This window comes from Achromobacter sp., assembly GCF_050285585.1.
Taxonomy (GTDB): domain Bacteria; phylum Pseudomonadota; class Gammaproteobacteria; order Burkholderiales; family Burkholderiaceae_B; genus Achromobacter.
In genome coordinates, this window is the sequence record NZ_JBLZXF010000032.1 from 21,900 (window position 1) to 47,261 (window position 25,362).

The following is a 25,362-nucleotide window of genomic DNA, read 5'->3' on the forward strand; positions in this document are numbered from 1 at the left end:
CTCTTCAGGCGTTGGGGGGGGAGGGATGCGTCGCCGTCCAGTGGCGCGCGATGTCGATCCGGCGGCAGACCCAGACGCGGTCGTGGCGGCCGATGTGATCCAGGAAGCGTTGCAGCGCGACGATGCGGCCCGGCCTGCCCAGCAGGCGGCAGTGCATGCCGACGCTCATCATCTTCGGCGCGTCGTCGCCTTCGGCGTAGAGGGCGTCGAAACTGTCCTTCAGGTACTGGAAGAACGGATCGGCGTGCGAGTAGCCTTGCGGCAGCGCGAAACGCATGTCGTTGCAGTCCAGCGTATAGGGCACGATCAATTGCGGGACGGTGCTGCCATCCGTTTTCCGCACCTGCATCCAGAAGGGCAGGTCGTCGCCGTAGTAGTCGCTGTCGTATTCGAAGCCGCCATAGTCCGCCACGAGCCTGCGGGTGCGCGGGCTGTCGCGCCCGGTGTACCAGCCCAGCGGGCGGCTGCCGGCAAGCCGCGTGATGGCGTCCATGCCCAGGCGCATGTGTTCGCGTTCCGTGGCTTCGTCCATGTCCTGGTAATGAATCCAGCGCCAGCCGTGGCAGGCGATTTCGTGGCCCAGTTCCACGAAGGCCGAGACGACGTCGGGATGCCGCTGCAAGGCCATGCCGACGCCGAACACGGTCAAGGGCAATCCCCGCCTTTCGAATTCCCGCAGGATCCGCCACACGCCCGCCCTGGAGCCGTATTCATAAATGCTCTCCATGCTGAGGTGGCGCTCGGGGTAGCTGGCGGGGTTGAACATCTCGGACAGGAACTGTTCGGACCCGGCATCGCCGTGCAGCACGCTGTTCTCGCCGCCTTCCTCGTAATTCAGCACGAACTGCACGGCGATGCGGGCCTGCCCGGGCCAGCGGGCGTGCGGCGGGTTGCGGCCGTAGCCGATCAGGTCGCGCGGGTAGGGGCATGTGGCGTCGTAGGAGCTCATGGACGGGCGGGCGATGGATCCGGACGCGCGGCGGCCGGCGTGGGGTTGACGGGCGATCTCGTACTGACCCGCACCATAGCCGGAAACCGCAGTTTTGTATACAAATTATGTACATGATTGTGCGGGATCCGGGCCGGGACGGGCGGAGCGGCAGTCCGGGCGCGCGGTGCCCCGCCGGGAGAACCGCTTCCGGCGGGCCGGGGCCGTGCATGCAATCATGGGCGCTGACCGCCGGGGCTGGCAAGCCCCGGGGAGCGCGCTTCAGCGCAGGTCGCCGCTGGGCCACCCGAGGGGGCCGTAGGCGCCCTTATCCGTTGCGGTACAGAAAGCTGTAGGCGTTGATCGCCGGCACCCCTCCCAGGTGCGCGTACAGGACCCGGGATCCGGCCGGGATGTCGCCGCGGCGGACGAGGTCCATCATGCCCTGCATCGATTTGCCCTCGTAGACGGGGTCGGTCATCATGCCCTCCAGCCTGGCGCAGAGGCGGATGGCTTCGTTGGTTTCGGCGGAAGGCAGGCCATAGGCCGGGTAGGCGTAGCGGGTGTCGAGCACCACGTCCGCCTCTTCGATGGGCTTGCCCAGCCCCACCATGTCGGCGGTGCGCCGCGCGATGCGCAGGATCTGAGCCCGCGTCTGCTCCGGAGTGGCGGAGGCGTCGATGCCGATGACCCTGTCCGCGCGGCCGTCGGCTGCAAAGCCCACCACCATGCCGGCCTGCGTGCTGCCGGTGACGGCGCACACTACGATGTAGTCGAACTTGAATCCGAGTTCGGCCTCCTGGCGGCGCACTTCCTCGGCAAAACCCACATAGCCCAGGCCGCCCAGTTCGTGGTCGGAGGCCCCGGCCGGAATGGCGTAGGGCTTGCCGCCGCGGCGCTTTACTTCTTCCAGCGCTTCTTCCCAACTGCGCCGGAAACCGATATCGAACCCCTGGTCCACCAGGCGCACATCGGCGCCCATCAGCCGGCTCATCATGATATTGCCGACCCGGTCATACACCGCGTCCGAGTAGTCGACCCAGTTTTCCTGCACCAGCACGCAGGACAGCCCCAGCTTTGCGGCCACCGCGGCGACCATGCGGGTGTGGTTGGACTGGATCCCGCCGATCGTGACGAGGGTGTCGCAGCCCTGTTCCAGGGCCTGCGGGATCAGGTATTCCAGCTTGCGCAGCTTGTTGCCGCCGAAGGCCAGGCCGCTGTTGCAGTCTTCGCGCTTGGCGTAGATCTCGACCTTGCCGCCCAGGTGGGCGGACAGGCGATCGAGCTTTTCGATCGGGGTATCGCCGAAAGTCAGGCGATAGCGGGGAAATCGTTGCAGATCCATGCTGGCTCCTGTTGAGTCTCGCCATGCCGGCCGGAATGGCTCGGACGTAAAAATCATAGGAATGGCCTGGATGTCGGGTCAATTGCGTATTTTTCTAAATCTATAGCGATAATATTTTTGAATTCAGATGGTTGAGATTTATTATTTTGATAAAAAAACAAAGAACGAAATTTAATTTTTAGGGACGAATCGAATGGCAGCCATTTCCAGCCTGGACCGCATCGACCGCCAGATCCTGCGCGTGCTGCAGCAGGACGCCCAGATCACCAATCTGGAACTGAGCGCTCGTGTCCACCTGAGCCCGGCGGCCTGCCTGCGGCGCGTGGAAAAGCTGAAGGGCGAGGGCATCATCAGGAAGACCGTGGCGCTGCTCGAGCCCGCCGAGGTGGACATGGCCACGCTGGTCATCGTGGGCGTGGTGCTGGATCGCTCCACGCCCGAGTCCTTCACCGATTTCGAAGAAGCGGCGCGCGGTATCAGCGGATGCCTGGAGTGCCACCTGGTGGCGGGCGAGTTCGACTACTTCCTGATGCTGCGCATCCGCGACCTGGAGCGGTTCAACAAACTGCACGCCGGCGAGATCATCAAGCTTCCCGGCGTGCGCCAGATCCGCACCTTTTTCGTCCTGAAAGAGATCCTGTCGACGACCGAGTTGCCGGTATGACCGAGGCATACGCGCAACACTTGTGCGCGCTCCACAAAAAATGACGCGCCGCCGCATTTTGGATTGACGGAATTTGATGGCGCGTAGACGGCGCAATGGCGGGGGTTCGCCGGACATTCCGGCGCCGCATGAAGGCATTCCCAATTCGCTTTTGCGTCACGCAAACGCAAGAAGACGCCCATAAACTCAAAGGGTTATACTCTCGGCCATACGGCTTTCAAGGCTTGTACGCGCCTTCTGCCCCTGCTATCCGCTAACCGGGAAGCCCGTGTCGCGGAAGGTTTTCCTGCATCGTGTCGAGTGAAGCACTCGTAAAGGTGAAGCGATATGTCTTCGGAATTGGAATCTCTATCCACGTCTTATTTATTCGGGGGTAATGCCCCCTATGTCGAGGAGCTTTACGAAGCCTACCTCGATAACCCCGGTTCGGTACCTGACAACTGGCGCGAATATTTCGACCAGCTGCAGCACGCTCCCGCCACCGACGGCCAGGAATCCACCCGCGACCAGGCCCACGCTCCCATCGTCGAATCGTTCGCCCAGCGCGCCCGTGCCAATGCCTTCGTGCAACGCGCGGCCGAACCCGATCTGAGCGTCGCCAGCAAGCAGGTTTCGGTGCAATCGCTGATCGCCGCCTACCGTTCGCTGGGTTCGCGCTGGGCGGACCTGGATCCGCTCAAGCGCCAGGAACGTCCGCCGATCCCGGAACTCGATCCTGCCTTCTACGGCCTGACCGAAGCGGATCTCGACCAGACCTACTCCGCCACCAACACCTACTTCACGACCGCCAGCACCATGACGCTGCGCGACATCCTGAAGGCGCTGCGCGATACGTACTGCCGCAGCATCGGTGCCGAATTCACGCACATCTCCGACCCCGCCGCCAAGCGCTGGATCCAGGAACGCCTGGAAGCCACCCTGGGCGCGCCCTCCTATACGGCCGAAGAAAAGCGCCACATCCTGCAGCAGCTGACCGAGTCCGAAGGCCTCGAGCGCTTCCTGCACACCAAGTACGTCGGCCAGAAGCGCTTCTCGCTGGAAGGCGGCGAAAGCTTCATCGCCTCGATGGACGAAGTGGTGAACCACGCCGGTGAAAACGGCGTCCAGGAAATCGTGGTCGGCATGGCCCACCGCGGCCGCCTGAACCTGCTCGTGAACATCATGGGCAAGATGCCCGGCGACCTGTTCGCCGAGTTCGAAGGCAAGCACGCCGAAGGCCTGACCGACGGCGACGTGAAGTACCACAACGGCTTCTCGAGCGACCTGTCCACGCGCGGCGGCCCCGTCCACCTGTCGCTGGCGTTCAACCCGTCGCACCTTGAAATCGTCAACCCCGTCGTCGAAGGCAGCGCCCGCGCCCGCCAGGAACGCCGCGGCGACGCCGAAGGCAAGCAAGTGCTGCCGGTGCTGGTGCACGGCGACGCGGCCTTTGCCGGCCAGGGCGTCGTGATGGAAACCCTGAACCTGGCCCAGACCCGCGGCTACGGCACGGGCGGCACGCTGCACATCGTCATCAACAACCAGATCGGCTTCACCACGTCCGACCCGCGTGACTCGCGTTCGACGCTGTATTGCACCGACGTGGTCAAGATGATCGAAGCCCCGGTGTTCCACGTCAACGGCGACGATCCCGAAGCCGTGGTGTTCGTCACCAAGCTGGCGCTGGACTACCGCCTGCAGTTCCGCCACGACGTCGTCGTGGACATCGTCTGCTTCCGCAAGCTGGGCCACAACGAGCAGGACACCCCGTCGCTGACGCAGCCCCTGATGTACAAGCGCATCGGCCACCACCCCGGCACGCGCAAGCTGTACGCCGACAAGCTGACCACGCAAGGCGTGCTGGCCGACGGCGAAGCCGATCAGCTGGTCAAGGACTACCGCCAGCTCATGGAAGACGGCCAGCGCACCATCGAACCGGTGCTGACCGACTACAAGAGCAAGTACGCCATCGACTGGTCGCCGTTCCTGGGCGCCAAGTGGACCGACCAGGCCGACACCGCCGTGCCGCTGGCTGAACTCAAGCGCATCGGCGAACGCATCACCACCGTGCCGGAAGGCTTCACGGTGCACCCGCTGGTCGCCAAGCTGCTGAACGACCGCCGCACCATGGCCAAGGGCGAAATGAACCTGGACTGGGGCATGGGCGAACACCTCGCCTTCGCGACCCTGGTGTCCTCGGGCTACGCCATCCGCATCACCGGCCAGGATTCGGGCCGTGGCACGTTCACGCACCGCCACGCCGTGCTGCACGACCAGAACCGCGAACGCTGGAACGACGGCACCTACATTCCGCTGCAGAACGTGTCGGAAGGCCAGGCGCCGTTCACCGTCATCGACTCCGTGCTGTCCGAAGAGGCGGTGCTGGGCTTTGAATACGGCTTCTCCAGCGCCGAACCCAACACGCTGGCCATCTGGGAAGGCCAGTTCGGCGACTTCGTCAACGGCGCCCAGGTCGTGATCGACCAGTTCATCAGCTCCGGCGAAGCCAAGTGGGGCCGCCAGTCGGGCCTGACCCTGATGCTGCCGCACGGCTACGAAGGCCAGGGTCCCGAGCACTCGTCGGGCCGCATCGAGCGCTTCCTGCAACTGTGCGCCGACAACAACATGCAAGTGATCCAGCCGACCTCGGCTGCGCAGATCTTCCATGTGCTGCGCCGCCAGATGATCCGTCCGTTCCGCAAGCCGCTGGTGCTGTTCACGCCCAAGTCGCTGCTGCGCAACAAGGACGCCGGCTCGCCCCTGACCGAACTGGCCGGCGGCAGCTTCCGCCCGGTGATCGGCGAGGTCGACGAGGCCATCGACGCCGCCAAGGTCAAGCGCGTGCTGGCTTGCTCGGGCAAGGTCTACTACGATCTGGTCAATGCCCGCCGCGAACGTGGCGCCGACAACGTCGCCATCATCCGCGTCGAGCAGCTGTATCCGTTCGCGCACAAGGCCTTCGAGGCCGAACTGCGCAAGTACCCGAAGGCAACCGAAGTGATCTGGGTCCAGGACGAGCCGCAGAACCAGGGCCCGTGGTTCTACGTTCAGCATCACGTGTACGAGAACATGGTCGAAGGCCAGAAGCTGGGCTACGCCGGTCGCGCCGCGTCGGCTTCGCCGGCCGTGGGCTACCTGGCCAAGCACCAGGAGCAGCAAAAGGCGCTCATCGAAGCGGCTTTCGCTCCCAAGTTCAAGGCCATGCTGACCAAGTAACCCAACCCGATGCACGCGCGGCGCGCGGCAAGTTCCAGGAACTCCGTTTCGAACTTTGCCCGCGCCGCGCGGTCCAGAACAAACACTTTACGGAATAAACAAAATGGCTATCACCGACGTCGTCGTTCCCCAACTCTCCGAATCCGTGTCCGAAGCGACCCTGCTGACCTGGAAGAAGCAGCCCGGCGCAGCCGTCGAAGCGGACGAAATCCTGATCGAAGTCGAGACCGACAAGGTCGTGCTGGAAGTGCCGGCCCCGGCTTCGGGCGTGCTGGCTGAAATCGTCAAGGGCGACGGCAGCACCGTCACCTCGGGCGAAGTGCTGGCCCGTATCGACACCGCAGGCAAGGCTGCCGCCGCTGCCGCGACCGCGCCCGCCGAGGCTCCCAAGGCTGCCGAACAGGCCGCCGCCGCGCCGACCGCCGCGCCCGCTTCGACGGCCGCCGCCGGCGTGGCTTCGCCCGCCGCCTCCAAGATCCTGGCCGAGAAGGGCGTGGACGCCGCCAGCGTTGCCGGCACCGGCCGCGACGGCCGCGTGACCAAGGGCGACGCCCTGGCCGCCAGCGCCCCCGCCAAGGCCGCGCCGGCCGCCGCTCCCGCGCCGGCCACGCTGTCGCTGGACGGCCGTCCGGAACAGCGCGTGCCGATGAGCCGCCTGCGCGCCCGCATCGCCGAGCGCCTGCTGCAATCGCAGCAAGAAAACGCGATCCTGACGACGTTCAACGAAGTCAACATGCAGGCCGTCATCGACCTGCGCGCCAAGTACAAGGACAAGTTCGAAAAGGAACACGGCATCAAGCTGGGCTTCATGTCGTTCTTCGTCAAGGCCGCCGTTGCCGCGCTGAAGAAGTACCCGCTGATCAACGCCTCGATCGACGGCAAGGACATCATCTACCACGGCTACTTCGACATCGGTATCGCTGTCGGCAGCCCGCGCGGCCTGGTGGTGCCGATCCTGCGCAACGCCGATCAGCTGTCGATCGCCGACATCGAAAAGGCCATCGCCGACTTCGGCCGCCGCGCCGCCGACGGCAAGCTGGGCATCGAAGAGATGACCGGCGGCACGTTCTCGATCTCCAACGGCGGCGTGTTCGGCTCGATGCTGTCGACCCCGATCATCAACCCGCCGCAATCGGCCATCCTGGGCGTGCACGCCACCAAGGATCGCGCCGTCGTCGAAAACGGCCAGATCGTCATCCGCCCGATGAACTACCTGGCTCTGTCCTACGACCACCGCATCATCGACGGCCGCGAAGCCGTGCTGGGCCTGGTCGCCATGAAGGACGCCCTGGAAGATCCGCAGCGCCTGTTGCTGGACCTGTAATCTCGACGCCCCGGCCCGGCGCCCGCCGCGGCGCCCCGGCCGGTTTCCGGCCGGCCCGCAGGGCGGGGCGTGCTTCACTCAATACCTCATCGCGAGAACACTATGTCCCAACAATTTGACGTCGTCGTGATCGGCGCCGGCCCCGGCGGCTACATCGCAGCCATCCGCGCGGCCCAACTCGGCATGTCGGTGGCCTGCATCGACGCCTGGCAGAACGGCCAAGGCGGCCCGGCTCCCGGCGGCACCTGCACCAACGTCGGCTGCATCCCGTCCAAGGCGCTGCTGCAATCGTCGGAACACTTCGAGCAAGCCAACCACCACTTCGCCGAGCACGGCATCGAAGTCAAGGGCGTCAGCCTGAAGCTCGACACGCTGATCGGCCGCAAGAACACGGTGGTCAAGCAGAACAACGACGGCATCCTGTACCTGTTCAAGAAGAACAAGGTCACCTTCTTCCACGGCAAGGGCGCGTTCGCCGGCCAGGTGGACGGCGGCTGGGCCATCAAGGTCACCGGCACCGCCGAGGCTGATCTGGTCGCCAAGCACGTCGTGGTCGCGACCGGCTCGTCGGCGCGTGAACTGCCCGGCCTGCCGTTCGACGAAAAGGTCGTGCTGTCCAACGACGGCGCGCTGAACATCGGCGCCGTGCCGAAGACGCTGGGCGTGATCGGCGCCGGCGTGATCGGTCTGGAAATGGGCAGCGTGTGGCGCCGCCTGGGTTCGGAAGTCACCATCCTGGAAGCGATGCCGGAATTCCTGGCCGCCGCCGACCAGCAAGTGGCCAAGGAAGCCCTCAAGGCCTTCACCAAGCAGGGCCTGAACATCCAGATGGGCGTCAAGATCGGCGAGATCAAGGCCACCGCCAAGTCGGTGACCGTGCCCTACGTCGATGCCAAGGGCGCCGAGCAGAAGCTGGTGGTGGACAAGCTGATCGTCTCGATCGGCCGCGTGCCCTACACCGGCGGCCTGAACGCCGACGCCGTGGGCCTGAAGCTGGACGAACGCGGCTTCGTGGCCGTGGACGGCGACTGCAAGACCAACCTGCCGAACGTCTGGGCAGTGGGCGACGTGGTGCGCGGCCCGATGCTGGCGCACAAGGCTGAAGAAGAAGGCGTGGCGGTTGCCGAGCGCATCGCCGGCCAGCACGGCCACGTCAACTTCGACACCGTGCCGTGGGTCATCTACACCTCGCCGGAAATCGCCTGGGTCGGCAAGACCGAGCAGCAGCTCAAGGCCGAAGGCCGCGAGTACAAGGCCGGCAGCTTCCCGTTCCTGGCCAACGGCCGCGCCCGCGCGCTGGGCGACACCACCGGCTTTGCCAAGGTGATCGCCGATGCCAAGACCGACGAAGTCCTGGGCGTGCACATCGTGGGCCCGATGGCCTCGGAACTGATCTCGGAAGCCGTGACCATCATGGAATTCCGCGGCGCCGCCGAAGACATCGCCCGCATCTGCCACGCGCACCCGACGCTGTCGGAAGCCGTGAAGGAAGCCGCATTGGCCGTGGACAAGCGCGCGTTGAACTTCTGATCGACGCGTAGCCGATGCAAGACGGGGCGGGTTCAAGGATCCGCCCTTTTTTTTATAGTCGGACGACAGCCCCAAGATGAAACCGCCCCCAGCGGGCAGCAAATCCCGCTTTCCCACATGAACGTCAGCGAATACTACGAACACGCCCTGGCCGAACGCGGCTACAAGCCCGACAGCGCCCAGAAGCTGGCGATCGACCGGCTGCAGCGTTACTACGACGATTGGGTCAAGTTCAAGTCGATGCGCTCGAACGCACTGAAGAAACTGCTGAACCGTCCCGACGTGCCGCGAGGCGTGTACCTCTGGGGCGGAGTGGGGCGGGGCAAGAGCTTCCTGATGGACGCCTTCTACGCCACGGTGCCCGTGGTGCGCAAGACGCGCCTGCACTTCCATGAATTCATGCGTGGCGTGCACCGCGAGCTGGAGGAAGTGAAGGGCATGCAGGACCCGCTGGACGAAGTGGCCCGGCGGGTGGCCAAGCGCTATCGCCTCATCTGCTTCGACGAATTCCACGTGTCCGACGTCGCGGATGCCATGATCCTGCACCGGCTGCTGCTCAAGCTGTTCGAGTACGGCACGTCGTTCGTGATGACTTCCAATTACGAACCGTCGACGCTGTACCCGGACGGCCTGCACCGCGATCGCGTGCTGCCCGCCATCAAGCTCATCCAGACGCGCATGGACGTCATGAACGTGGACGCGGGCGTCGACTACCGCCGCCGTTCGCTCGAGCAGGTGCAGTGCTACCACACGCCGTTGGACGAGCACGCCCAGCAAGCGTTGCAGAAAGCCTTCGATACCCTGGCCGACACGCCGCCCCAGGAGCCGCTGCTGCATATCGAGCACCGCGAGATCCGCGCGCTGGCGCTGGCGGGCTCGGTGGTGTGGTTCGACTTCGCCACGCTTTGCGGCGGTCCGCGCTCGCAGAACGACTACCTGGAGCTGGCCAACCGTTTCCATGCCGTGATCCTGTCCGGCGTGCCCAGGATGGGGCCGCGCCAGGCGTCCGAGGCGCGCCGCTTCACGTGGCTGATCGACGTGTTCTACGATCATCGCGTCAAGCTCATCATGTCCGCCGAATGCGAGCCCGAGGAGATCTACACCGAAGGCGCGCTGGCCAACGAGTTCCATCGCACGGTTTCGCGCATTCTCGAAATGCAGTCGCGCGAATACCTGGAGTCCGAACGCCGGCTGGCCGTGTCGTTGTAGTTATGCCGCATCCGCCCGGATTTTCCGGGCTGGGCACGGATAGAATTAGTAATGCAAGTCATTATCAATTAAGATTTTGAGACTTCTGGTCTAGCGCCGCTGTCTCTACTGTGCCTTCCTCCTTTCTGTCCACTTCGGCTCCGGGCGCGGATGCTCCGCCCGCGCCTGTCGACGGCCTGTACCGCGACCACCGTCCCTGGCTGTTCGGATGGCTGCGCCGCAGGCTGGGGTGCGAGCACCGCGCCGAGGACCTGGCGCAGGACGTATTCCTCAGGGTGATCCAGGGCCGCAAGGCGGTGCGCGCATGCGAGGCGCGGGCGCTGCTCACCACGATCGCCAAGGGCCTTGTGGTGGACCACCAGCGGCACGCCGCGCTCGAGCGCGCCTATCTCGCCTACCTGGCCGCCATTCCCGAGGCCCATGCGCCTTCTCCCGAGGCCCAGGCCGAACAACTGCAATCGCTGGCGCAACTGGACCGGCTGCTGGACGGTCTGCCTCCCAAGGCGCGCTCGGCCTTCCTATTGTCCCTGCTGGATGGCCTGACCTACCCCGAAATCGCCGAGCGCCTGGGCGTTTCCCTGAGCTCCGTGCAGCAATACATGGTGCGCGCGATGTCCGCATGCTATGCGGCGTTCTATGGATAGCGCCGGCGCCGCGCCGCCGGACGCCGTGGTTGACCAGGCGATCGTCTGGTGGGCCAGGCTGCAATCCGGCGTGGCCGGCGCCGGCGAGCGGCAGGCCTGCGAAGCCTGGCTGGCGCAGGATCCGGCGCATCGGCAGGCCTGGGAGCGCCTGCAGCGCATCGGCCGGGACGCGCGCCGCGTGCCTTCCGCCCTGGCGCATTCCGCCTTGGCCGCGCCCTCGGAGGGCCGCAGGTCGGTCCTGCGCGGGGTGCTGACGCTCTCCGGCGTGGCGGTCACGGGTTGGGCGGGCTACCGCCATGCTCCTTGGCAGCGCCTGGCCGCGGACCTGAGCACCCGCATCGGCGAGCGGCGCGCGGTCGCCGTGGCCGACGGGCTGCACATCACCCTGAACAGCGACAGCGCGGTGCGCCTGCGCCTGCGGCGCGAGGCGCGCGGCATCGATCTGCTGCGCGGCGAAATGCTGGTGCGCACCGAGGCGCGTCCCGGCGTCGCGGCGTTGCGCGTGGACACCGGCTACGGCGAGTTGCGCGCGGAGGCGGCGCGCTTCGACTTGCGGCGTACCGGCGATGGTGCGCGCGTGGGCGTCTATGAAGGCAGCGTGCAGCTGTTGCGCGCGGACGGGATGACGCTGGCGGCCGCCGGGGAGCGCCTGGCGTTCTCGGACCACGGGGAAATCAGCCGCCTGCCATCGGACCCGGACCGGCTGGCCTGGGTCGACGGCATGGTGGTGGCGAAGGATTGGCGCCTCGACGAGTTTGCGCGCTATCTGGCGCGCCAGCGTCTGGGCATGATCCGCGTGGACCCGGCGGTGGCGGGGCTGCGGCTGTCGGGGGTGTTCCCGCTGGACGATGCCGAGCGGGCGCTCAAGGCGCTGGAGCCCGCCCTGCCCATCCGGGTGACGCGGCATACGCGGTACCTGCTGTGGGTCGGTCCGCGCGAGGCTTGAGCGTTACAAATTTCCCGGCTTGCGGCTTGCAGGTTTTCGGATCCCGTACGGAAAGCAGGAATAGACATCACCGTACAGGGAGAGTGTTGTGTCCGTTTCATCCCAATCGCGCTTGCGCGCGCCCATGGCCGCAGGCCGCCTCGCCGTGCTGGCCGCCGCCAGCGCGGGCGCGTTGATCGTCGGCACGCCGCAAGCCCGGGCGCAAGCCGTTCCCGCGTCCGCCAATGCCCCGCGCAGCTACCAGATCGCCGCCGGTCCGCTGGCCGACGCCTTGACGCAGTTCGCGCGCAGCGCGGGCGTGATCCTGTCGTTCGACCCCGCGCTCGTGCGCAACCGCCGCTCGGAAGGCTTGGAGGGGGCCTATTCGGTGAACGCCGGATTCGCCAGGCTGCTGTCGGGCAGCGGGCTGCAGGCGCGCGCGCAATCGGGCAATACGTGGACCCTGGCGCCGGCTTCCTTGTTCGAGGGCGGCACGACGACGCTGGCGCCGGTGACCGTGTCCGGCATGGCCGACAGCGCGCTGGCGCCCACGGTGGGCTACGTGGCCACGGCCAGCGCCAGCGCCACCAAGACCGACACGCCCCTGATCGAGACGCCGCAATCCGTATCCGTGGTTACCCGTGAACAGATCACGGAGCAGGGGGCGCAGACCCTGAACCAGGTGCTGCGCTATACCGCGGGCGTGGCGACCGAGACGCGCGGCGCCACGGCGACGCGGCTGGACCAGTTCAGCGTGCGCGGGTTCTCCGCGTCTACCTACCTGGATGGCCTGCGCGTGTTCGGCGGCCGCGACGCGTTGCCCCAGGTGGACGCCTACCGCCTGGAGCGCGTCGACGTGTTGAAGGGGCCGGCATCGGTCATGTACGGGCAGGGCGGTCCGGGCGGCGTGGTGAACCAGGTCAGCAAGCGTCCGCTGGAAGAGACGCTGCGGGAGGTCGAATTGCAGGCTGGCAATTACGATTACCGCCGCGCCAACTTCGACTTCGGCGGTCCGCTGGACGACGACGGCAAGTATCTGTACCGCCTGGTGGGGTCGGGCTATATGTCCGACGGGCAGGTCAAGGACACCAAGGAGCGCCGCTATTTCGTGGCGCCGGCCTTCACCTGGCGGCCCAGTGGCGACACGTCGCTGACCATTCTGACGAATTTCCAGCACGATCCGGACATGGGGTCCTACGGCAGCGTGTCCTCGATGCGCACGCTGCGCTCGGCACCGGACGGAATCCGGCTGCCGGCCGACTACTACGACGGCGACGCCAATTTCGAGGAGAGCGACCGCAAGAGCTATTCGCTGGGCTATGTGCTGGATCATCGCTTCAACGACACGTTCAAGGCCTCGCAAAGCCTGCGCTGGACGCGTTCCGAAGCGCGCTACCGCAGCATCTACGGCGCGATGACGAACAACTACGGCTACACGGACAAAACGTACCTGTACCAGCAGCGCTCGTCGATCGCGACGGACGTGGACGTGGGAGCGCTGACGCTCGACAACAATCTGCAGGCGCGCTTCGACACGGGCGCCTTCAACCATACCGTGCTGCTGGGCCTGGACTATCAGCACGTCAAGACCGACACGCTCTCGGGGTTCGGCACCGCGCCGGCGCTGGACGTGCTGAATCCGGACAACCATCAGCACATTCCCGCGCCGGCGTTTTCCACGGACGCCACGTCCAGGCAATACCAGACGGGCGTGTATTTTCAGGACCAGATCAGGATCGACCGCCTTTCGGTGCTGCTGGGCGGACGCTACGACTGGTCGCGCACGGTCGGTGAAACCACCACGCTCGCGACCGGCCGCGTCGCTCCCTCTTCACTGAACGCCGAAGCGTTCTCGGGCCGCATGGGCGTCATCTACAACTTCGACAATGGCGTGGCGCCGTACTTCAGCTATTCGGAATCGTTCGAACCGCAATCGGGCACGGGTTGGAACAACACGCCGTTCAAGCCGATCGAGGGCAAGCAGTACGAAGTGGGCATCAAATACCAGCCTCCGGGCAGCGCGACGATGCTGACGGCCGCCGCCTTCGATATCCGCCGCGAGAACATGACGACCACCGACCCCGACCCCTCCCATGTCTGCGGAACGGCCGGCGGGCGCTGCTCCATCCAGGCGGGCGAACTGCGCACGCAGGGCATCGAACTGGAGGCCAAGACCGAGCCCATGCGCGGCCTGACCCTGGTGGCGGCGTACTCGCTGATGGACAACGAATACGCCAAGGCCTATCCCAACGCGGCGGGCTTGAACCTGAAGGGCAAGACGCCCGTGGGCGTGCCGTCGCAACAGGCTTCGGCCTGGGCGCGCTACCAATTGCAGGAGGGACCGCTGGCCGGCCTGGGGGTCGGAGGCGGCGTGCGCTACATCGGCTCGTCGTACGGGGACGAAGCCAACACCCTGAAGGTCCCGTCCGTCACGCTGTTCGACCTGATGCTGGACTACGACCTGGGCCGCGCGTCGCCTTCGCTGAAGGGCATGCAGGTGGCGCTGAATGTGCAGAACCTGTTCGATAAGGAATACATCGCGTCGTGCGCGGGCGATTCGTGGTGCTGGTATGGCTACCAGCGCTCGATCAAGGCGAGCCTGCGGTACCGCTGGTAGTCCGATTCCCTCGCTTCGTTCCATATCGTAGTGAGAATGGTTATAATTTAGGACCAGCCAAACGCCCGGACTGGACCAAAGGAAAATCAACAATGGCATTCGCAAGAACTCTGGCCGCCATCGCCTTCACGGGCGCGGCGGGCGCCGGCGGCAAGTCCTGCGCCAGGATCCGCTACGTATCCATCCCGACCTGCAACGTGTCCCTGTGAAAGCGCCCGCTGCCGGCGCAGGCATGATGCGCTACCGTCTGGCCGTCTTCTCCCGCATGGCGGCGGCCATCCTGGGCGGCTATGCCCTGGCCTCCGCCGCCGCCGCTTGCCTGGCCGTCTGGCTGCCGATGGGCAGGGCGGACGCCGTGACTACGGCGCAGATGCTGTCCTTCGTGTTCTATGCCTGCGGCGTGATCTGGGTCTTCGCCACGCGCAATGCCTGGCGGGCCTGGGCCGGGATCCTGCTGCCGGCCGCCGTGCTCGGCGGGCTGTTCCTGGCGGGCCGCGCGATGGGGGTGGCATGAAGGCGCGGAAGACCAAGGCGCAGGGCGAGGAGGGCCTGCGCCAGTCCATGTCCTGGCTGCATACGTGGGCCGGCCTGATCTTCGGCTGGGTGCTGTACGCGATGTTCCTGACCGGCACGCTGGCGTTCTTCCGCCCCGAGATCACGGCCTGGATGCAGCCGGAGATCCAGGCGAGCCCGGCCGCTTCGGCGCAGGCGGTGGATCGGGCGCAGCGCTACTTGAACGAGCACGCGCCGGACGCCAAGCGCTGGTTCATCACCCCGCCGTCGAATCGCGAGCCGCTCATCCAGCTGTTGTACCAGGTGCCCAAACCCAGGCCGGGCGAGCGCGGCTTTGTGCGCGTGAAGCTGGATCCGCAGAGCGGGCAGGCCGTCACCGGCCGCGAAACGCGCGGCGGCGATTTTTTCTACCGCTTCCACTTCGAACTGGAAACCGCGTTCCCGTGGGGGCGCTGGCTGGCGAGCATCGCGGGCATGTTCATGCTGGTGGCGATCATCAGCGGCATCATCACGCACAAGAAGATATTCACCGATTTCTTTACCTTCCGTCCTGGAAAGGGCGGCCAGCGCGCCTGGATGGACGGGCATAACGCCTTGTCGGTGCTGGGCCTGCCGTTCCACCTGATGATCACGTTCAGCGGGCTGGTCCTGTTCATGGTCATGCTGATGCCTGCGGGCATCCACGCGGTCTACGAAAACCCGCGCCAGTACACCGACGAGGCCTTCAAATCGTTCAAGATCACGCCGCCGCTGAACCAGCCGGCGCCGACGGTCCCGCTCGCGCCGCTGGTGGCCCAGGCCGAGCAGCATTGGCAGGGCCGCGTGGGCCGCGTCACGGTCAACAACCCCGGGGATGCCGGCGCCATCGTGACCCTGGTTCGCAACGCCGCCGACGGGGTCTCGTATGGCCGGCTGGCGCCCTACATGCGCTTCAATGGCGCAACGGGCGAATTGCTGGAAGGCGAGGACGAGCTCAGCGCCACCGTGCAGACCGCGGGCGTCATCACCGGACTGCACCTGGGCCTGTTCGCCGAACCGCTGCTGCGCTGGCTCTATTTCCTGGTCAGCCTGGCGGGCACGGGCATGGTCGGCACGGGGCTGGTTCTGTGGATCGCCAAGCGCCGCCAGAAAGCGCGGCCGGGAGACGCGCGCGAGGCATTTTCGTTGCGTCTGGTGGACGGCCTGAACGCCGGCACCATCGCGGGCGTGGTTTTCGGCGTGGCGGCTTTCTTCCTGGCCAATCGCCTGTTGCCGGCCGAGATGCCCGGCCGACAGGTCTGGGAAGTCCGCGCCTTTTTCTCCGCCTGGGCGCTGTCGCTGGTCTATGCCTTCCTGTTCCAGCGCCGCAAATGGCCGGACCTGTTGGCCGTGGCTGCCGTGGCGCTCGCCCTGGTCCCGGTGGTCAACGCATTCACCACGTCGCGCCATCTCGGGGTGTCCCTGCCCGCCGGCGATTGGGTCATGGCGGGATTCGACATGACCTGCCTGGCCGGCGCGGCGCTGTTCGGCTGGATGGCGCGCCGGGCCGCCAAGGCGCCGGCAAGGGCGTCGGCCAAGGCGCGCGCGGGCAAGCCCGCCGCCGGCAAGCCCGTCGCCGGAAAGCCCGTCGCCGCCCCTTCCGTTTCTTCCCACGTGGCCGGGGCTGCTCCGGGCAGCGTCGCCTATGAACCTAGAGGGGATACGCCATGACGCTTGCCGCCTTTTGCCTGGCCTACGCGGGGTTCTCCGCCCTGTGCCTGGGCATGGATCGCCATTACGAGGATCTCTTCGACCGCGCGCTGCCGCGGCGGCATCGCGTGCCGCTGCGCGCGTTCGGCTGGATCGCGCTGGTCTTGTCCCTGTGCGCCTCGGCGGCGGTCTGGGGCTGGAGCCACGGCACGGTCGAATGGATCGGCATCCTCAGTATCGCCGGCCTGCTGCTGATCTGGTTCCTGACGTTCCGGCCGCGCGCCGCGCTGACGGCGGGCGGCCTCTGCGCGCTGGCGGCGCCGGTGCTGGCCGTCCTGTAGCGCCGCGGGCGCGGCGCCCGTCCGGCACGTTACACTGGGTGTTTTCCCCTAAACGCCTCTTCGCCTCATGAATACCCGCGTCCTCACCGGCATCACCACTTCTGGAACTCCCCACCTCGGCAACTACGCGGGCGCGATCCGTCCCGCCGTCCAGGCCAGCACGCAGCCCGGCGTGGACGCATTCTTCTTCATGGCCGACTACCACGCGCTGATCAAGTGCGACGACCCTGCCCGCGTGGCGCGTTCGCGGCTTGAAATCGCCGCGACCTGGCTGGCGGTGGGGCTGGACCACGAACGCGTGACCTTCTATCGCCAGTCGGACATTCCCGAAATCCCCGAACTGACCTGGATGCTGAACTGCGTCACGGCCAAGGGCCTGATGAACCGGGCGCATGCCTACAAGGCGGCGGTGGACCAGAACGAGGCGAAGGGCGTGGAGCCGGACGACGGCGTCACGATGGGGCTGTTCTCGTATCCGGTGCTGATGGCAGCGGACATCGTGATGTTCAATGCGAACAAGGTGCCGGTGGGCCGCGACCAGATCCAGCACCTGGAAATGGCGCGCGATATCGCCCAGCGCTTCAACCATCTCTACGGACGCGATTACTTCACGCTGCCGGAAGTGGTCATCGAAGAAGACGTGGCCACGCTGCCGGGCCTGGACGGTCGCAAGATGTCCAAGAGCTACAACAACACGATCCCGCTGTTCGAAGGCGGCGCCAGCGCGCTGCGCGCCTCGGTGATGCGCATCGTGACCGATTCGCGCCAGCCTGGCGAACCCAAGGACGCCGAGAACTCGCACCTGTACACGATCTACCGCGCATTCGCCACGCCGGAGCAGTCCGCCGCGTTCCGCAAGCAGCTGGAAGAAGGGCTGGGATGGGGCGAGGCCAAACAGGCCCTTTACGATCACCTGGAAAACCTGCTCGCGCCCATGCGCGAGAAGTACTTCGACCTGATGGCCAATCCCGGCCGCATCGAAGACATCCTGCAGGCGGGCGCCGCCAAGGCCCGCAAGCTGTCGGAGCCGTTCATGCGCGAACTGCGTCAGGCCGTCGGCCTGCGCAACCTGCAAGCCGCGTCCGTGGAGGCCAAGGGCGCGGCGCCCAAGAAGGAAAAGGGCAAGGGCGCGCGCTTTGTCAGTTTCCGCGACGAAGACGGCGGCTTCCGTTTCCGTTTGCTGGCCGCCGACGGCGAGGAACTGCTGCTGTCGCAGCGTTTCGCCGACCCGAAGGAAGCCGGGGCCCTGATGCGCCGCCTGCAGTCGGAACCCGCGGACGCGGTGCTGCAAGCGGACGGGCAGGGCTATGCCGCCATCATCGACGGCGTCGCCGTGGCGACCGCGCCTGCCGGAGCGCAAGCTCAAGCGGGCGCCCTGCTGGCGCGCGCGCGCGAAGCGCTGGCTTCGCTGGCCCAGGAGTAAGCGGGCGGGGCGCGGCGACGCCGCGCGCAAACGTCGTTTGCTACCGGGAGGCATTCCGTCTCGGAGGGGCCCAGCGACGAAAAAGCCCGGCGCATCATGCGCCGGGCTTTTTTTGGGGACGTCCGGCCGTGGAGCGCGGCCGAGGGCTGGCGATCAGCGCTTGAGCTTGGCGAAGGCGTCCGCCATTGCGCTGTTCATCATGCTTCCGCCCGCGCCGCCCCGGCCGCCGTCGCCTTGCGGGCGGCGGTTGGAACGGTCGCCGCCCTTGGGCGCGTCGCCGCTGCGGCGGGCGGGGGCCGCGGTGTCATTCAGCCGCATGGTCAGCGCCACGCGCTTGCGCGCGACGTCCACTTCCAGCACCTTCACGCTGACCGTCTGGCCCACGCGCACGACGTCGCGCGGATCCTTCACGAACTTCTCGGCCAGGGCCGAAATGTGGACCAGGCCGTCCTGGTGCACGCCGATGTCGACGAACGCGCCGAAGTTGGCGACGTTGGTCACGACGCCTTCCAGCACCATGCCCGGGTACAGGTCGTTCAGCGTTTCCACGCCTTCCTTGAATTGCGCCGTCTTGAACTCGGGGCGCGGATCGCGGCCGGGCTTTTCCAGTTCGGCGAAGATGTCGCGCACCGTGGGCAAGCCGAAGCGCTCGTCGGTGAAGTCGGACGGCGACACGCCCTTGAGCGCATCGCGCTGGCCGATGATCTGCTTCACTTCGGCCTTGATCTTGGCGACGATGCGCTCGACGACCGGATAGGCTTCCGGGTGGACGGACGATGCGTCCAGCGGATTGTCGCCGTTGGGAATGCGCAGGAAGCCCGCGGCCTGCTCGAACGCCTTGTCGCCGAAGCGCGGCACCTTGCGCAGGACTTCGCGGGTGGGGAAGGCGCCGTTCTCGTTGCGCCAGGCCACGATGTTCTTGGCCAGGAGCGAGTTCAGGCCGGACACGCGAGCCAGCAGGGCGGCCGAAGCGGTGTTCACGTCCACGCCCACGGCGTTCACGCAGTCCTCGACCACGGCGTCCAGCGAGCGGGCCAGCTCGCGCTGGTTCACGTCGTGCTGGTACTGGCCCACGCCGATCGCCTTGGGATCGATCTTGACCAGCTCGGCCAGCGGATCCTGCAGGCGGCGCGCGATGGACACGGCGCCACGCAGGGTCACGTCCAGGTCGGGGAATTCCTGCGCGGCGGTTTCGGACGCGGAATACACGGACGCGCCGGCTTCGGAAACCACCACGCGGGTGACCTTGAGATCCGGGAAGCGTTCCATCATGTCGCCCACCAGCTTTTCGCTTTCACGCGAGGCGGTGCCGTTGCCGATGGCGATCAGGTCCACCTTGTGACGGGCGACCAGCGCGGCCAGCGTGTTGATCGTGCCGTCGCGGTCGCGGCGCGGCTCGAACGGATAGACGGTGGTGGTGTCCACCACCTTGCCGGTCACGTCGATCACGGCGACCTTGCAGCCGGTGCGGATGCCCGGGTCCAGGCCCAGCACGGCCTTGGGGCCGGCCGGCGCGGCCAGCAGCAGGTCCTTCAGGTTGGCCGCGAACACGCGGATGGCCTCGGCTTCGCCGCTTTCGCGCAGGCGGCCGATCAGTTCGCTTTCGAACGCCGTCAGCAGTTTGACGCGCCAGGTCCAGCGGCAGACCTCGCCGAGCCAGCGGGCGCGCGGCGTGGCGTCCAACGCGAACAGGTTGTTGCCCAGCTTCAGGAAGCTGGCGACACGGGCCACGCAGGGATGCGGCACCTGCGCTTCCAGCTCGGCCTCCAGGCCCAGGCGCAGTTCCAGCACGCCTTGCTGGCGGCCGCGCAGCAGCGCCAGGATGCGGTGCGAGGGCAGGGTGCGCAGCGGCTCGCTGAAGTCGAACCAGTCGCGGAAATTGGCGCCCTCCGCCTCCTTGCCTTCGACCATCTTGGAATACAGCAGGCCGGTGGACCAAAGGTGCTCGCGCAGATCGGCCAGCAGGTCCGCGTTTTCGGCGTAGCGCTCGGCCAGGATGTCGCGCGCGCCATCGAGCGCGGCCTTGGCGTCATTGATGGACGCCTCGGGATTCAGGTACTGGGCGGCGAGCGCGGCCGGATCGCAGGCGGGATCGGCCAGGATGCCGTCGGCGAGCGGCTCCAGGCCCGCTTCGCGGGCGATCTGGGCGCGCGTGCGGCGCTTGGGCTTGTACGGCGCGTACAGGTCTTCGAGGCGCTGCTTGGTATCGGCGGCGCCGATTTCCTGCTGCAACTCGGGCGTGAGCTTGCCCTGCTGGGAAATGGATTCGAGGATGGCGCCGCGGCGCTCTTCGAGTTCGCGCAGATACCCCAGGCGCACTTCCAGGTTGCGCAGCACGGTATCGTCCAGGCCGCCGGTGGCTTCCTTGCGGTAGCGGGCGATGAAGGGCACGGTGGCGCCGTCGTCCAGCAGTTCCACCGCCGCGGCGATCTGGGAGGCGCGCGCTTCGAGCTCGGTGGCGAGCTGCGCGACGATGCGGGCGTTGTCGACGCCGGCGGCGACGTTCGTGATAGTGGAAGTTTCAGACATCTCTATACGACGACAAAAAGGGAAAACAAGGGGCGGATTGTGCCATAAGCGCCTGTTACAAGACGTGCCAAAGCGGACGGATACGTCCCTCTTGCGGAAGCTTCGCGGCGCGGGCGGCACGCGGCAGCGGGTATCATTTGGTCCTTTCCCACCTCAGCGCCTGGCGTCCGAACCGCAAGCGGCACCGGCCAGGCTATTCCGATGCTGGACCTGGATATTTCCGAATTCTTCGACGAGGACGGGCCCTTGGCCACGGCCTTGCCCGGCTACAAGCCGCGACCGGCCCAGGTGGAGCTGTCCCAGGCCATCGGCCAGGCCATCCAGGACCGCGCCACGCTCGTGGCCGAGGCCGGCACGGGCATCGGCAAGACGTGGGCCTATCTTGTACCCGCCTTCATCCAGGGCGGCAAGGTGCTGATTTCCACCGGCACCCGCACGCTGCAGGACCAGCTTTTCGCCCGCGACCTTCCCCGCGTGCGCGCCGCGCTGGCCGCCCCGGTGACGGCCGCGCTGCTCAAGGGCCGAGGCAATTACGTCTGCCACTATCACCTGGATCGCCTGCAGGGCGACGAGCGCGCCTTGAAGTCCCGCAGCGAGATCCAGCAGTTGCGCCAGATCCAGGTGTTCGCGGGCATCTCCAAGACCGGCGACCGCAGCGATCTCGCGCAGGTGCCGGAAGACGCCGATATCTGGCAGCGGGTGACCTCCACGCGCGAGAACTGCCTGGGGCAGGAATGCCCGCGCATCCGCGACTGCTTCGTCGTGAAGGCGCGCCGGCAGGCCCAGGAGGCCGACGTGGTGGTCGTCAACCATGCCCTGTTCATGGCCGACCTGGTGCTGCGCGAAGAAGGCGTCACCGATCTGCTGCCGGAAGCGGATACCGTCATCTTCGACGAAGCGCACCAACTGCCCGACACCGCCACGCGCTTCCTGGGCAGCAGCGTGTCCACGCACCAGTTGATGGACTTCGGCCGCGCCCTGGAAGTCACCGGCCTGGCGTACGCGCGCGAGGCGGCCAAATGGAGCGACGTCAGCCGCCACCTGGAGACCGCTGCGCGCGAACTGCGGCTGGTCTGCGCGCCCTTGGACAGAATGCCGGGCCGCAAGGCCACCTTCGAGGCCATTCCCAATCCCGAAGCGTTCGACGAAGCGCTGAAGGCGCTGCGCGAAGCCGTGGACAGCGCGGCGCAAGCGCTGGCCGCCGTGTCCGAAAAGCATCCCGACCTGATGGCCGCGGCGCGCAGCGGCGCGGAGATCTCCGCGCGGCTCAAGCGCTGGGCCACGCCGGGCCGGCGCGGGGCGGGGCAGGACGACGAGGGCTGGGGCCGCGACGATCAGGCGCCCGAGCCCGCGGCTCCGTCCGCGCTGGGCGATGGCCTGCCCACGCCGGCCGCCATCCTGGCGGGCGCCGCAGCCGCGGAACAATGGACAGGGCCGGCGGTGCGCTGGGTCGAACACGGGCAGCACCATGTGCGCCTGCATTCCGCGCCGTTGTCCGTGGCGCAGGCTTTCTCCAAGTACCGCAAGCCGGGCCAGGCCTGGATCATGACATCGGCAACCCTGTCGATAAACGGGGAATTCACCCATTTCACCGGTCAGCTGGGGCTGGACAAGGCGCGCACCGGAAAATGGGAGTCGCCGTTCAATTATCCAGAGCAGGCCCTGCTGTTCGTGCCTCGCGGCATGCCCGAGCCGCAGTCTCCGCAATTCCTCGATCGCTTCGTGCAGACGCTGATGCCCTTGCTGGAAGCGAGCCCTGGCGGGACGCTGGTCTTGTGCACCACCCTGCGCGCGGTGGACAAGGTGGCGAACCTGCTGGCCGATCAATTCGACGATGCCGGGCACGAGTGGCCATTGCTCAAGCAGGGGGAGGGCACGCGCCGCGACCTGCTGGACCGCTTCTGCCGGCTGGAGCATCCCGTGCTGGTGGGCAGCGCCAGCTTCTGGGAAGGCATCGACTTGCCCGGCGATGTGCTGACCCTGGTGGCGATCGACAAGCTGCCGTTCGCGCCGCCCGACGATCCCGTCATCGAGGCGCGCCTGCGGGCCTGCCGGGCGCAGGGCGGCAATCCGTTTTCCGAATACCAGTTGCCCGAGGCCGCGATCTCGCTCAAGCAGGGGGCCGGCCGCTTGATCCGCACGGAATCGGATTGGGGCGTGCTGATGGTGGGCGATGGACGCCTGGTCGAAAAGCCTTATGGCAAGCGCCTGTGGCGCGGGCTGCCGCCGTTTGCGCGGACCCGCGAGCTGGAAGAAGTGCTGGCGTTCTACCGCCGCAAGCAGGAGCCGCAGGCCTAGCGCCGTAACGCTCAGGCGGCGGCCCGTTCGGTCCGTCGCGAAAGCGCCCACCAGCCGGTCATGAGGGCGGCCAGGCCCACGATGGGCAGCATGGCGGCATTCAGGATTTCCCAGCCCATCCGCGCCAGGGCGGGCCCGGCGGCCAGGGTGGCCAGGGCGGTGGTGGCGTAGCGCAGCATTTCGGCGGCTCCTTGCACGCGGGCCCGTTCGGCGGGGCGGTAGGACTGCGCCAGCAGCGTGGTGCCGCCGACGAACATGAAGTTCCAGCCCACGCCCAGGCAGAACAGCGCCGCATGAAAAGCCGCGAGTGAACTCGATTGCATGGCGATCAGCGAGCAGGCCGCGTTCAGCGCCATGCCCAGGCCAAGCACTCGGGGCAGGCCGAGCCGATTGATCAGCGCGCCTGCGAAGAAAGCCGGGGCGTACATGCCGATGAGATGCCATTGCATGATGCTGGCGCCGTCGGCGATGCTGTGCCGGCAAGCGACGGCCGCCAGCGGCGCAGCCGTCATGACGAACATCATCGAGACCGAACCCACGACGTTGTTGGCCAGGGCCGCCACGAAGATGGGCTGGCGCATGACCACCGCCAAGGGGCGGGCCGGCAGGCCCGCGGTCTGCGCTTCGGCGGGGCGACCGCCGTCGCCATCCTGGTCGCGGTAGGCCACGAGCAGCAGCGCGCTGGCCGCGCCCAGCAGAACCACCATCAGATAGGCGCCGGAGAAGATCGCAGCCGGGAACAGATCCTTCGCCCAGGACGCCACGGCCGGTCCCGCGATGGCGGCGATGACGCCGCCCGTCAGAACCACGGAGATGGCGCGGCTCTTGGCCTCGGCGGGCACCGCGTCGGCGGCCGCCAGCCGGTAATACTGCGCGAAGGCCTGGAACACGCCGACCAGCGCCGTCCCCAGGCAGAAAAACCAGAAATCGCTGGCAAACACCGCGGCCACGGAAATCAGCCCGCCGACGGCGCCGGCCAACGAACCCAGCATGAAGCCGGCGCGGCGGCCGATGCGCTGCATGAGCAAAGACGCGTACCAGGTGACCGCGGCGCCCGCCACCGTGATCAGCGCGAAAGGCAGCGTGGCCAGCGCCGGATGCGGTGCCAGCATCTGGCCGGTCAACGCCGTCAGGGTGAGATCGATGGAGATTGCCGCGATGTACAGGCCTTGGCAGATGGCAAGGATGCGGGCATTGCGCAGGCCGTGCGAGGGAGAGGTCATGGCGGTGAGAGATCCGGAGGATTGACAGGCTTCACTCTAGCGCCGGACAATTTGACAAGAATGACCATTTTCCCTCTTTTCTTGCCATGGCCCATCGCGTCTGCCTCCTGCCCGTGCCCGACTTCCAATTGCTTGACATGGCCGGGCCGCTGTCGGTTTTCCAGATCGCCGCCGGACTGGTGCCCGGCGCCTATGAGGTGACCGTGGCGTCGGCCGAGGGCGGGTGGGTCCGTTGCTCGGCCGGCGTGCCCGTGCAGACCCGTTCATGGCGCGGCCTGCGCGCCGATACGGTGCTGGTGCCGGGCGGCCAGGGCGCGCGCGAACCTCAGGCGACGCCGGCCATGCTGGCGTATCTGCGCGCCGCGCATGCGCGCGGCCGGCGGGTCGCCAGCGTTTGCACGGGCGCTTTCGTGCTGGCCCAGGCCGGCCTTCTGGAGGGGCGCCGGGCGACCACCCACTGGCGCCACGCCGCGGAATTGCAGCAGCGCTACCCGGCCGTGACGGTGGAGGCGGATCGCATCTATGTCGAGGACGGCGCGGTGTGGACGTCGGCGGGGATCGCGGCCGGCATAGACCTGGCGCTGGCCATGGTGCAGGCGGACCACGGCGAGGCGGTCGCCCGCGCCACGGCCCGCGAAATGGTGGTCTACCACCGCCGCACGGGCGGGCAGTCGCAGTTTTCGGCGCTGCAGGACCTGGCGCCGCCCAGCGGGCGCATGCGCGAGGTCCTGGCCCATGTGGGGCAGCACCTGGATGAAGTCCTGGACATCGAGCGCCTGGCCGGCGTGGCATGCCTGAGTCCGCGCCAGTTCTGCCGTCAGTTCAAGCAGGAAACCGGACAGACGCCGGCCAAGGCGGTGGAGCGCGTCCGCGCCGAGGCGGCTCGCGAACTGGTCGAGGAGGGCGGGGCCGGCATGGACGCCATCGCGCGCCGGGTGGGCTTTGGCGATACGGAGCGCATGCGCCGCGCCTTCATCCGCATCTAC

Annotated in this window: 18 protein-coding genes; 14 read left to right on the forward strand and 4 right to left on the reverse strand. The window is 67.1% G+C overall.

Going from position 1 to position 25,362, the window contains the following annotated elements; genetic code table 11:
- Positions 1-4 precede the first annotated feature (4 nt).
- Positions 5-949, reverse strand: a complete 945-nt coding sequence (puuE, locus tag ACN6PJ_RS26145; RefSeq protein ID WP_427998698.1) for an allantoinase PuuE — start codon at positions 947-949, stop codon at positions 5-7.
- A gap of 307 nt (positions 950-1,256) precedes the next feature.
- Positions 1,257-2,273, reverse strand: a complete 1,017-nt coding sequence (locus tag ACN6PJ_RS26150) for a 1-aminocyclopropane-1-carboxylate deaminase (RefSeq protein WP_427998699.1) — start codon at positions 2,271-2,273, stop codon at positions 1,257-1,259.
- 193 nt (positions 2,274-2,466) lie between these two features.
- Between ACN6PJ_RS26150 and ACN6PJ_RS26155 the strand changes: the two genes are divergently transcribed.
- The 12 genes from ACN6PJ_RS26155 to ACN6PJ_RS26210 all read left to right on the forward strand — a co-directional run bounded on the left by ACN6PJ_RS26155 (position 2,467) and on the right by ACN6PJ_RS26210 (position 18,326).
- Positions 2,467-2,937 (forward strand): Lrp/AsnC family transcriptional regulator, encoded by a 471-nt coding sequence (locus ACN6PJ_RS26155; protein ID WP_427998700.1) that lies wholly within the window; start codon positions 2,467-2,469, stop codon positions 2,935-2,937.
- Positions 2,938-3,264: 327 nt separating this feature from the next.
- Positions 3,265-6,132 carry a 2-oxoglutarate dehydrogenase E1 component gene (locus ACN6PJ_RS26160; RefSeq protein WP_427998701.1) on the forward strand — a complete coding sequence of 956 codons (2,868 nt, stop codon included), beginning with the start codon at positions 3,265-3,267 and terminating at the stop codon, positions 6,130-6,132.
- Between the two features lie 103 nt (positions 6,133-6,235).
- The gene (gene odhB, locus ACN6PJ_RS26165; RefSeq protein ID WP_427998702.1) at positions 6,236-7,456 is read left to right on the forward strand and encodes a 2-oxoglutarate dehydrogenase complex dihydrolipoyllysine-residue succinyltransferase; all 1,221 of its coding nucleotides are present in this window, start codon (positions 6,236-6,238) and stop codon (positions 7,454-7,456) included.
- 102 nt (positions 7,457-7,558) lie between these two features.
- Positions 7,559-8,986, forward strand: a complete 1,428-nt coding sequence (gene lpdA / locus ACN6PJ_RS26170) for a dihydrolipoyl dehydrogenase (protein WP_043542923.1) — start codon at positions 7,559-7,561, stop codon at positions 8,984-8,986.
- Positions 8,987-9,103: 117 nt separating this feature from the next.
- Positions 9,104-10,195 (forward strand): cell division protein ZapE, encoded by a 1,092-nt coding sequence (gene zapE, locus ACN6PJ_RS26175; protein WP_043542924.1) that lies wholly within the window; start codon positions 9,104-9,106, stop codon positions 10,193-10,195.
- A gap of 110 nt (positions 10,196-10,305) precedes the next feature.
- Positions 10,306-10,839, forward strand: a complete 534-nt coding sequence (locus tag ACN6PJ_RS26180) for a sigma-70 family RNA polymerase sigma factor (RefSeq protein ID WP_427998703.1) — start codon at positions 10,306-10,308, stop codon at positions 10,837-10,839.
- The gene (locus ACN6PJ_RS26185) at positions 10,832-11,785 is read left to right on the forward strand and encodes a FecR domain-containing protein (RefSeq protein WP_427998704.1); all 954 of its coding nucleotides are present in this window, start codon (positions 10,832-10,834) and stop codon (positions 11,783-11,785) included. Before ACN6PJ_RS26180 ends, ACN6PJ_RS26185 begins: the two co-directional genes overlap by 8 nt.
- A gap of 124 nt (positions 11,786-11,909) precedes the next feature.
- A complete protein-coding gene (locus ACN6PJ_RS26190; protein ID WP_427998714.1) occupies positions 11,910-14,381 on the forward strand; it encodes a TonB-dependent siderophore receptor in 2,472 nt (823 codons plus the stop codon).
- Positions 14,382-14,613: 232 nt separating this feature from the next.
- Complete coding sequence (locus ACN6PJ_RS26195) at positions 14,614-14,895, forward strand: DUF3649 domain-containing protein (RefSeq protein ID WP_427998705.1); 282 nt, start codon at positions 14,614-14,616, stop codon at positions 14,893-14,895.
- Positions 14,892-16,583 carry a PepSY-associated TM helix domain-containing protein gene (locus ACN6PJ_RS26200; protein ID WP_427998706.1) on the forward strand — a complete coding sequence of 564 codons (1,692 nt, stop codon included), beginning with the start codon at positions 14,892-14,894 and terminating at the stop codon, positions 16,581-16,583. Before ACN6PJ_RS26195 ends, ACN6PJ_RS26200 begins: the two co-directional genes overlap by 4 nt.
- A complete protein-coding gene (locus tag ACN6PJ_RS26205; RefSeq protein ID WP_427998707.1) occupies positions 16,580-16,903 on the forward strand; it encodes a DUF3325 domain-containing protein in 324 nt (107 codons plus the stop codon). The genes ACN6PJ_RS26200 and ACN6PJ_RS26205 overlap by 4 nt, the downstream gene beginning before the upstream one ends.
- Before the next feature lie 67 nt (positions 16,904-16,970).
- Positions 16,971-18,326, forward strand: coding sequence for a tryptophan--tRNA ligase (locus tag ACN6PJ_RS26210; protein ID WP_427998708.1), 1,356 nt, complete (start codon positions 16,971-16,973; stop codon positions 18,324-18,326).
- 153 nt (positions 18,327-18,479) lie between these two features.
- Here ACN6PJ_RS26210 and tex read toward each other — a convergent pair whose 3' ends face one another.
- Positions 18,480-20,855: an RNA-binding transcriptional accessory protein Tex gene (gene tex / locus ACN6PJ_RS26215; RefSeq protein WP_427998709.1), complete on the reverse strand. Its 2,376-nt coding sequence runs from the start codon at positions 20,853-20,855 to the stop codon at positions 18,480-18,482.
- A 201-nt stretch (positions 20,856-21,056) separates the two neighbouring features.
- Here tex and ACN6PJ_RS26220 point away from each other — a divergent pair, with 201 nt between their 5' ends.
- A complete protein-coding gene (locus ACN6PJ_RS26220; protein ID WP_427998710.1) occupies positions 21,057-23,153 on the forward strand; it encodes an ATP-dependent DNA helicase in 2,097 nt (698 codons plus the stop codon).
- An 11-nt stretch (positions 23,154-23,164) separates the two neighbouring features.
- On the opposite strand, the gene ACN6PJ_RS26225 is transcribed toward ACN6PJ_RS26220, so the two are convergent.
- On the reverse strand, positions 23,165-24,376 hold the full coding sequence (locus ACN6PJ_RS26225; protein WP_427998711.1) for an MFS transporter: 1,212 nt from the start codon (positions 24,374-24,376) through the stop codon (positions 23,165-23,167).
- 86 nt (positions 24,377-24,462) lie between these two features.
- Between ACN6PJ_RS26225 and ACN6PJ_RS26230 the strand changes: the two genes are divergently transcribed.
- Positions 24,463-25,362, forward strand: a 900-nt coding sequence (locus tag ACN6PJ_RS26230; RefSeq protein ID WP_427998712.1) for a GlxA family transcriptional regulator, incomplete at its 3' end; no start/stop codon positions are given.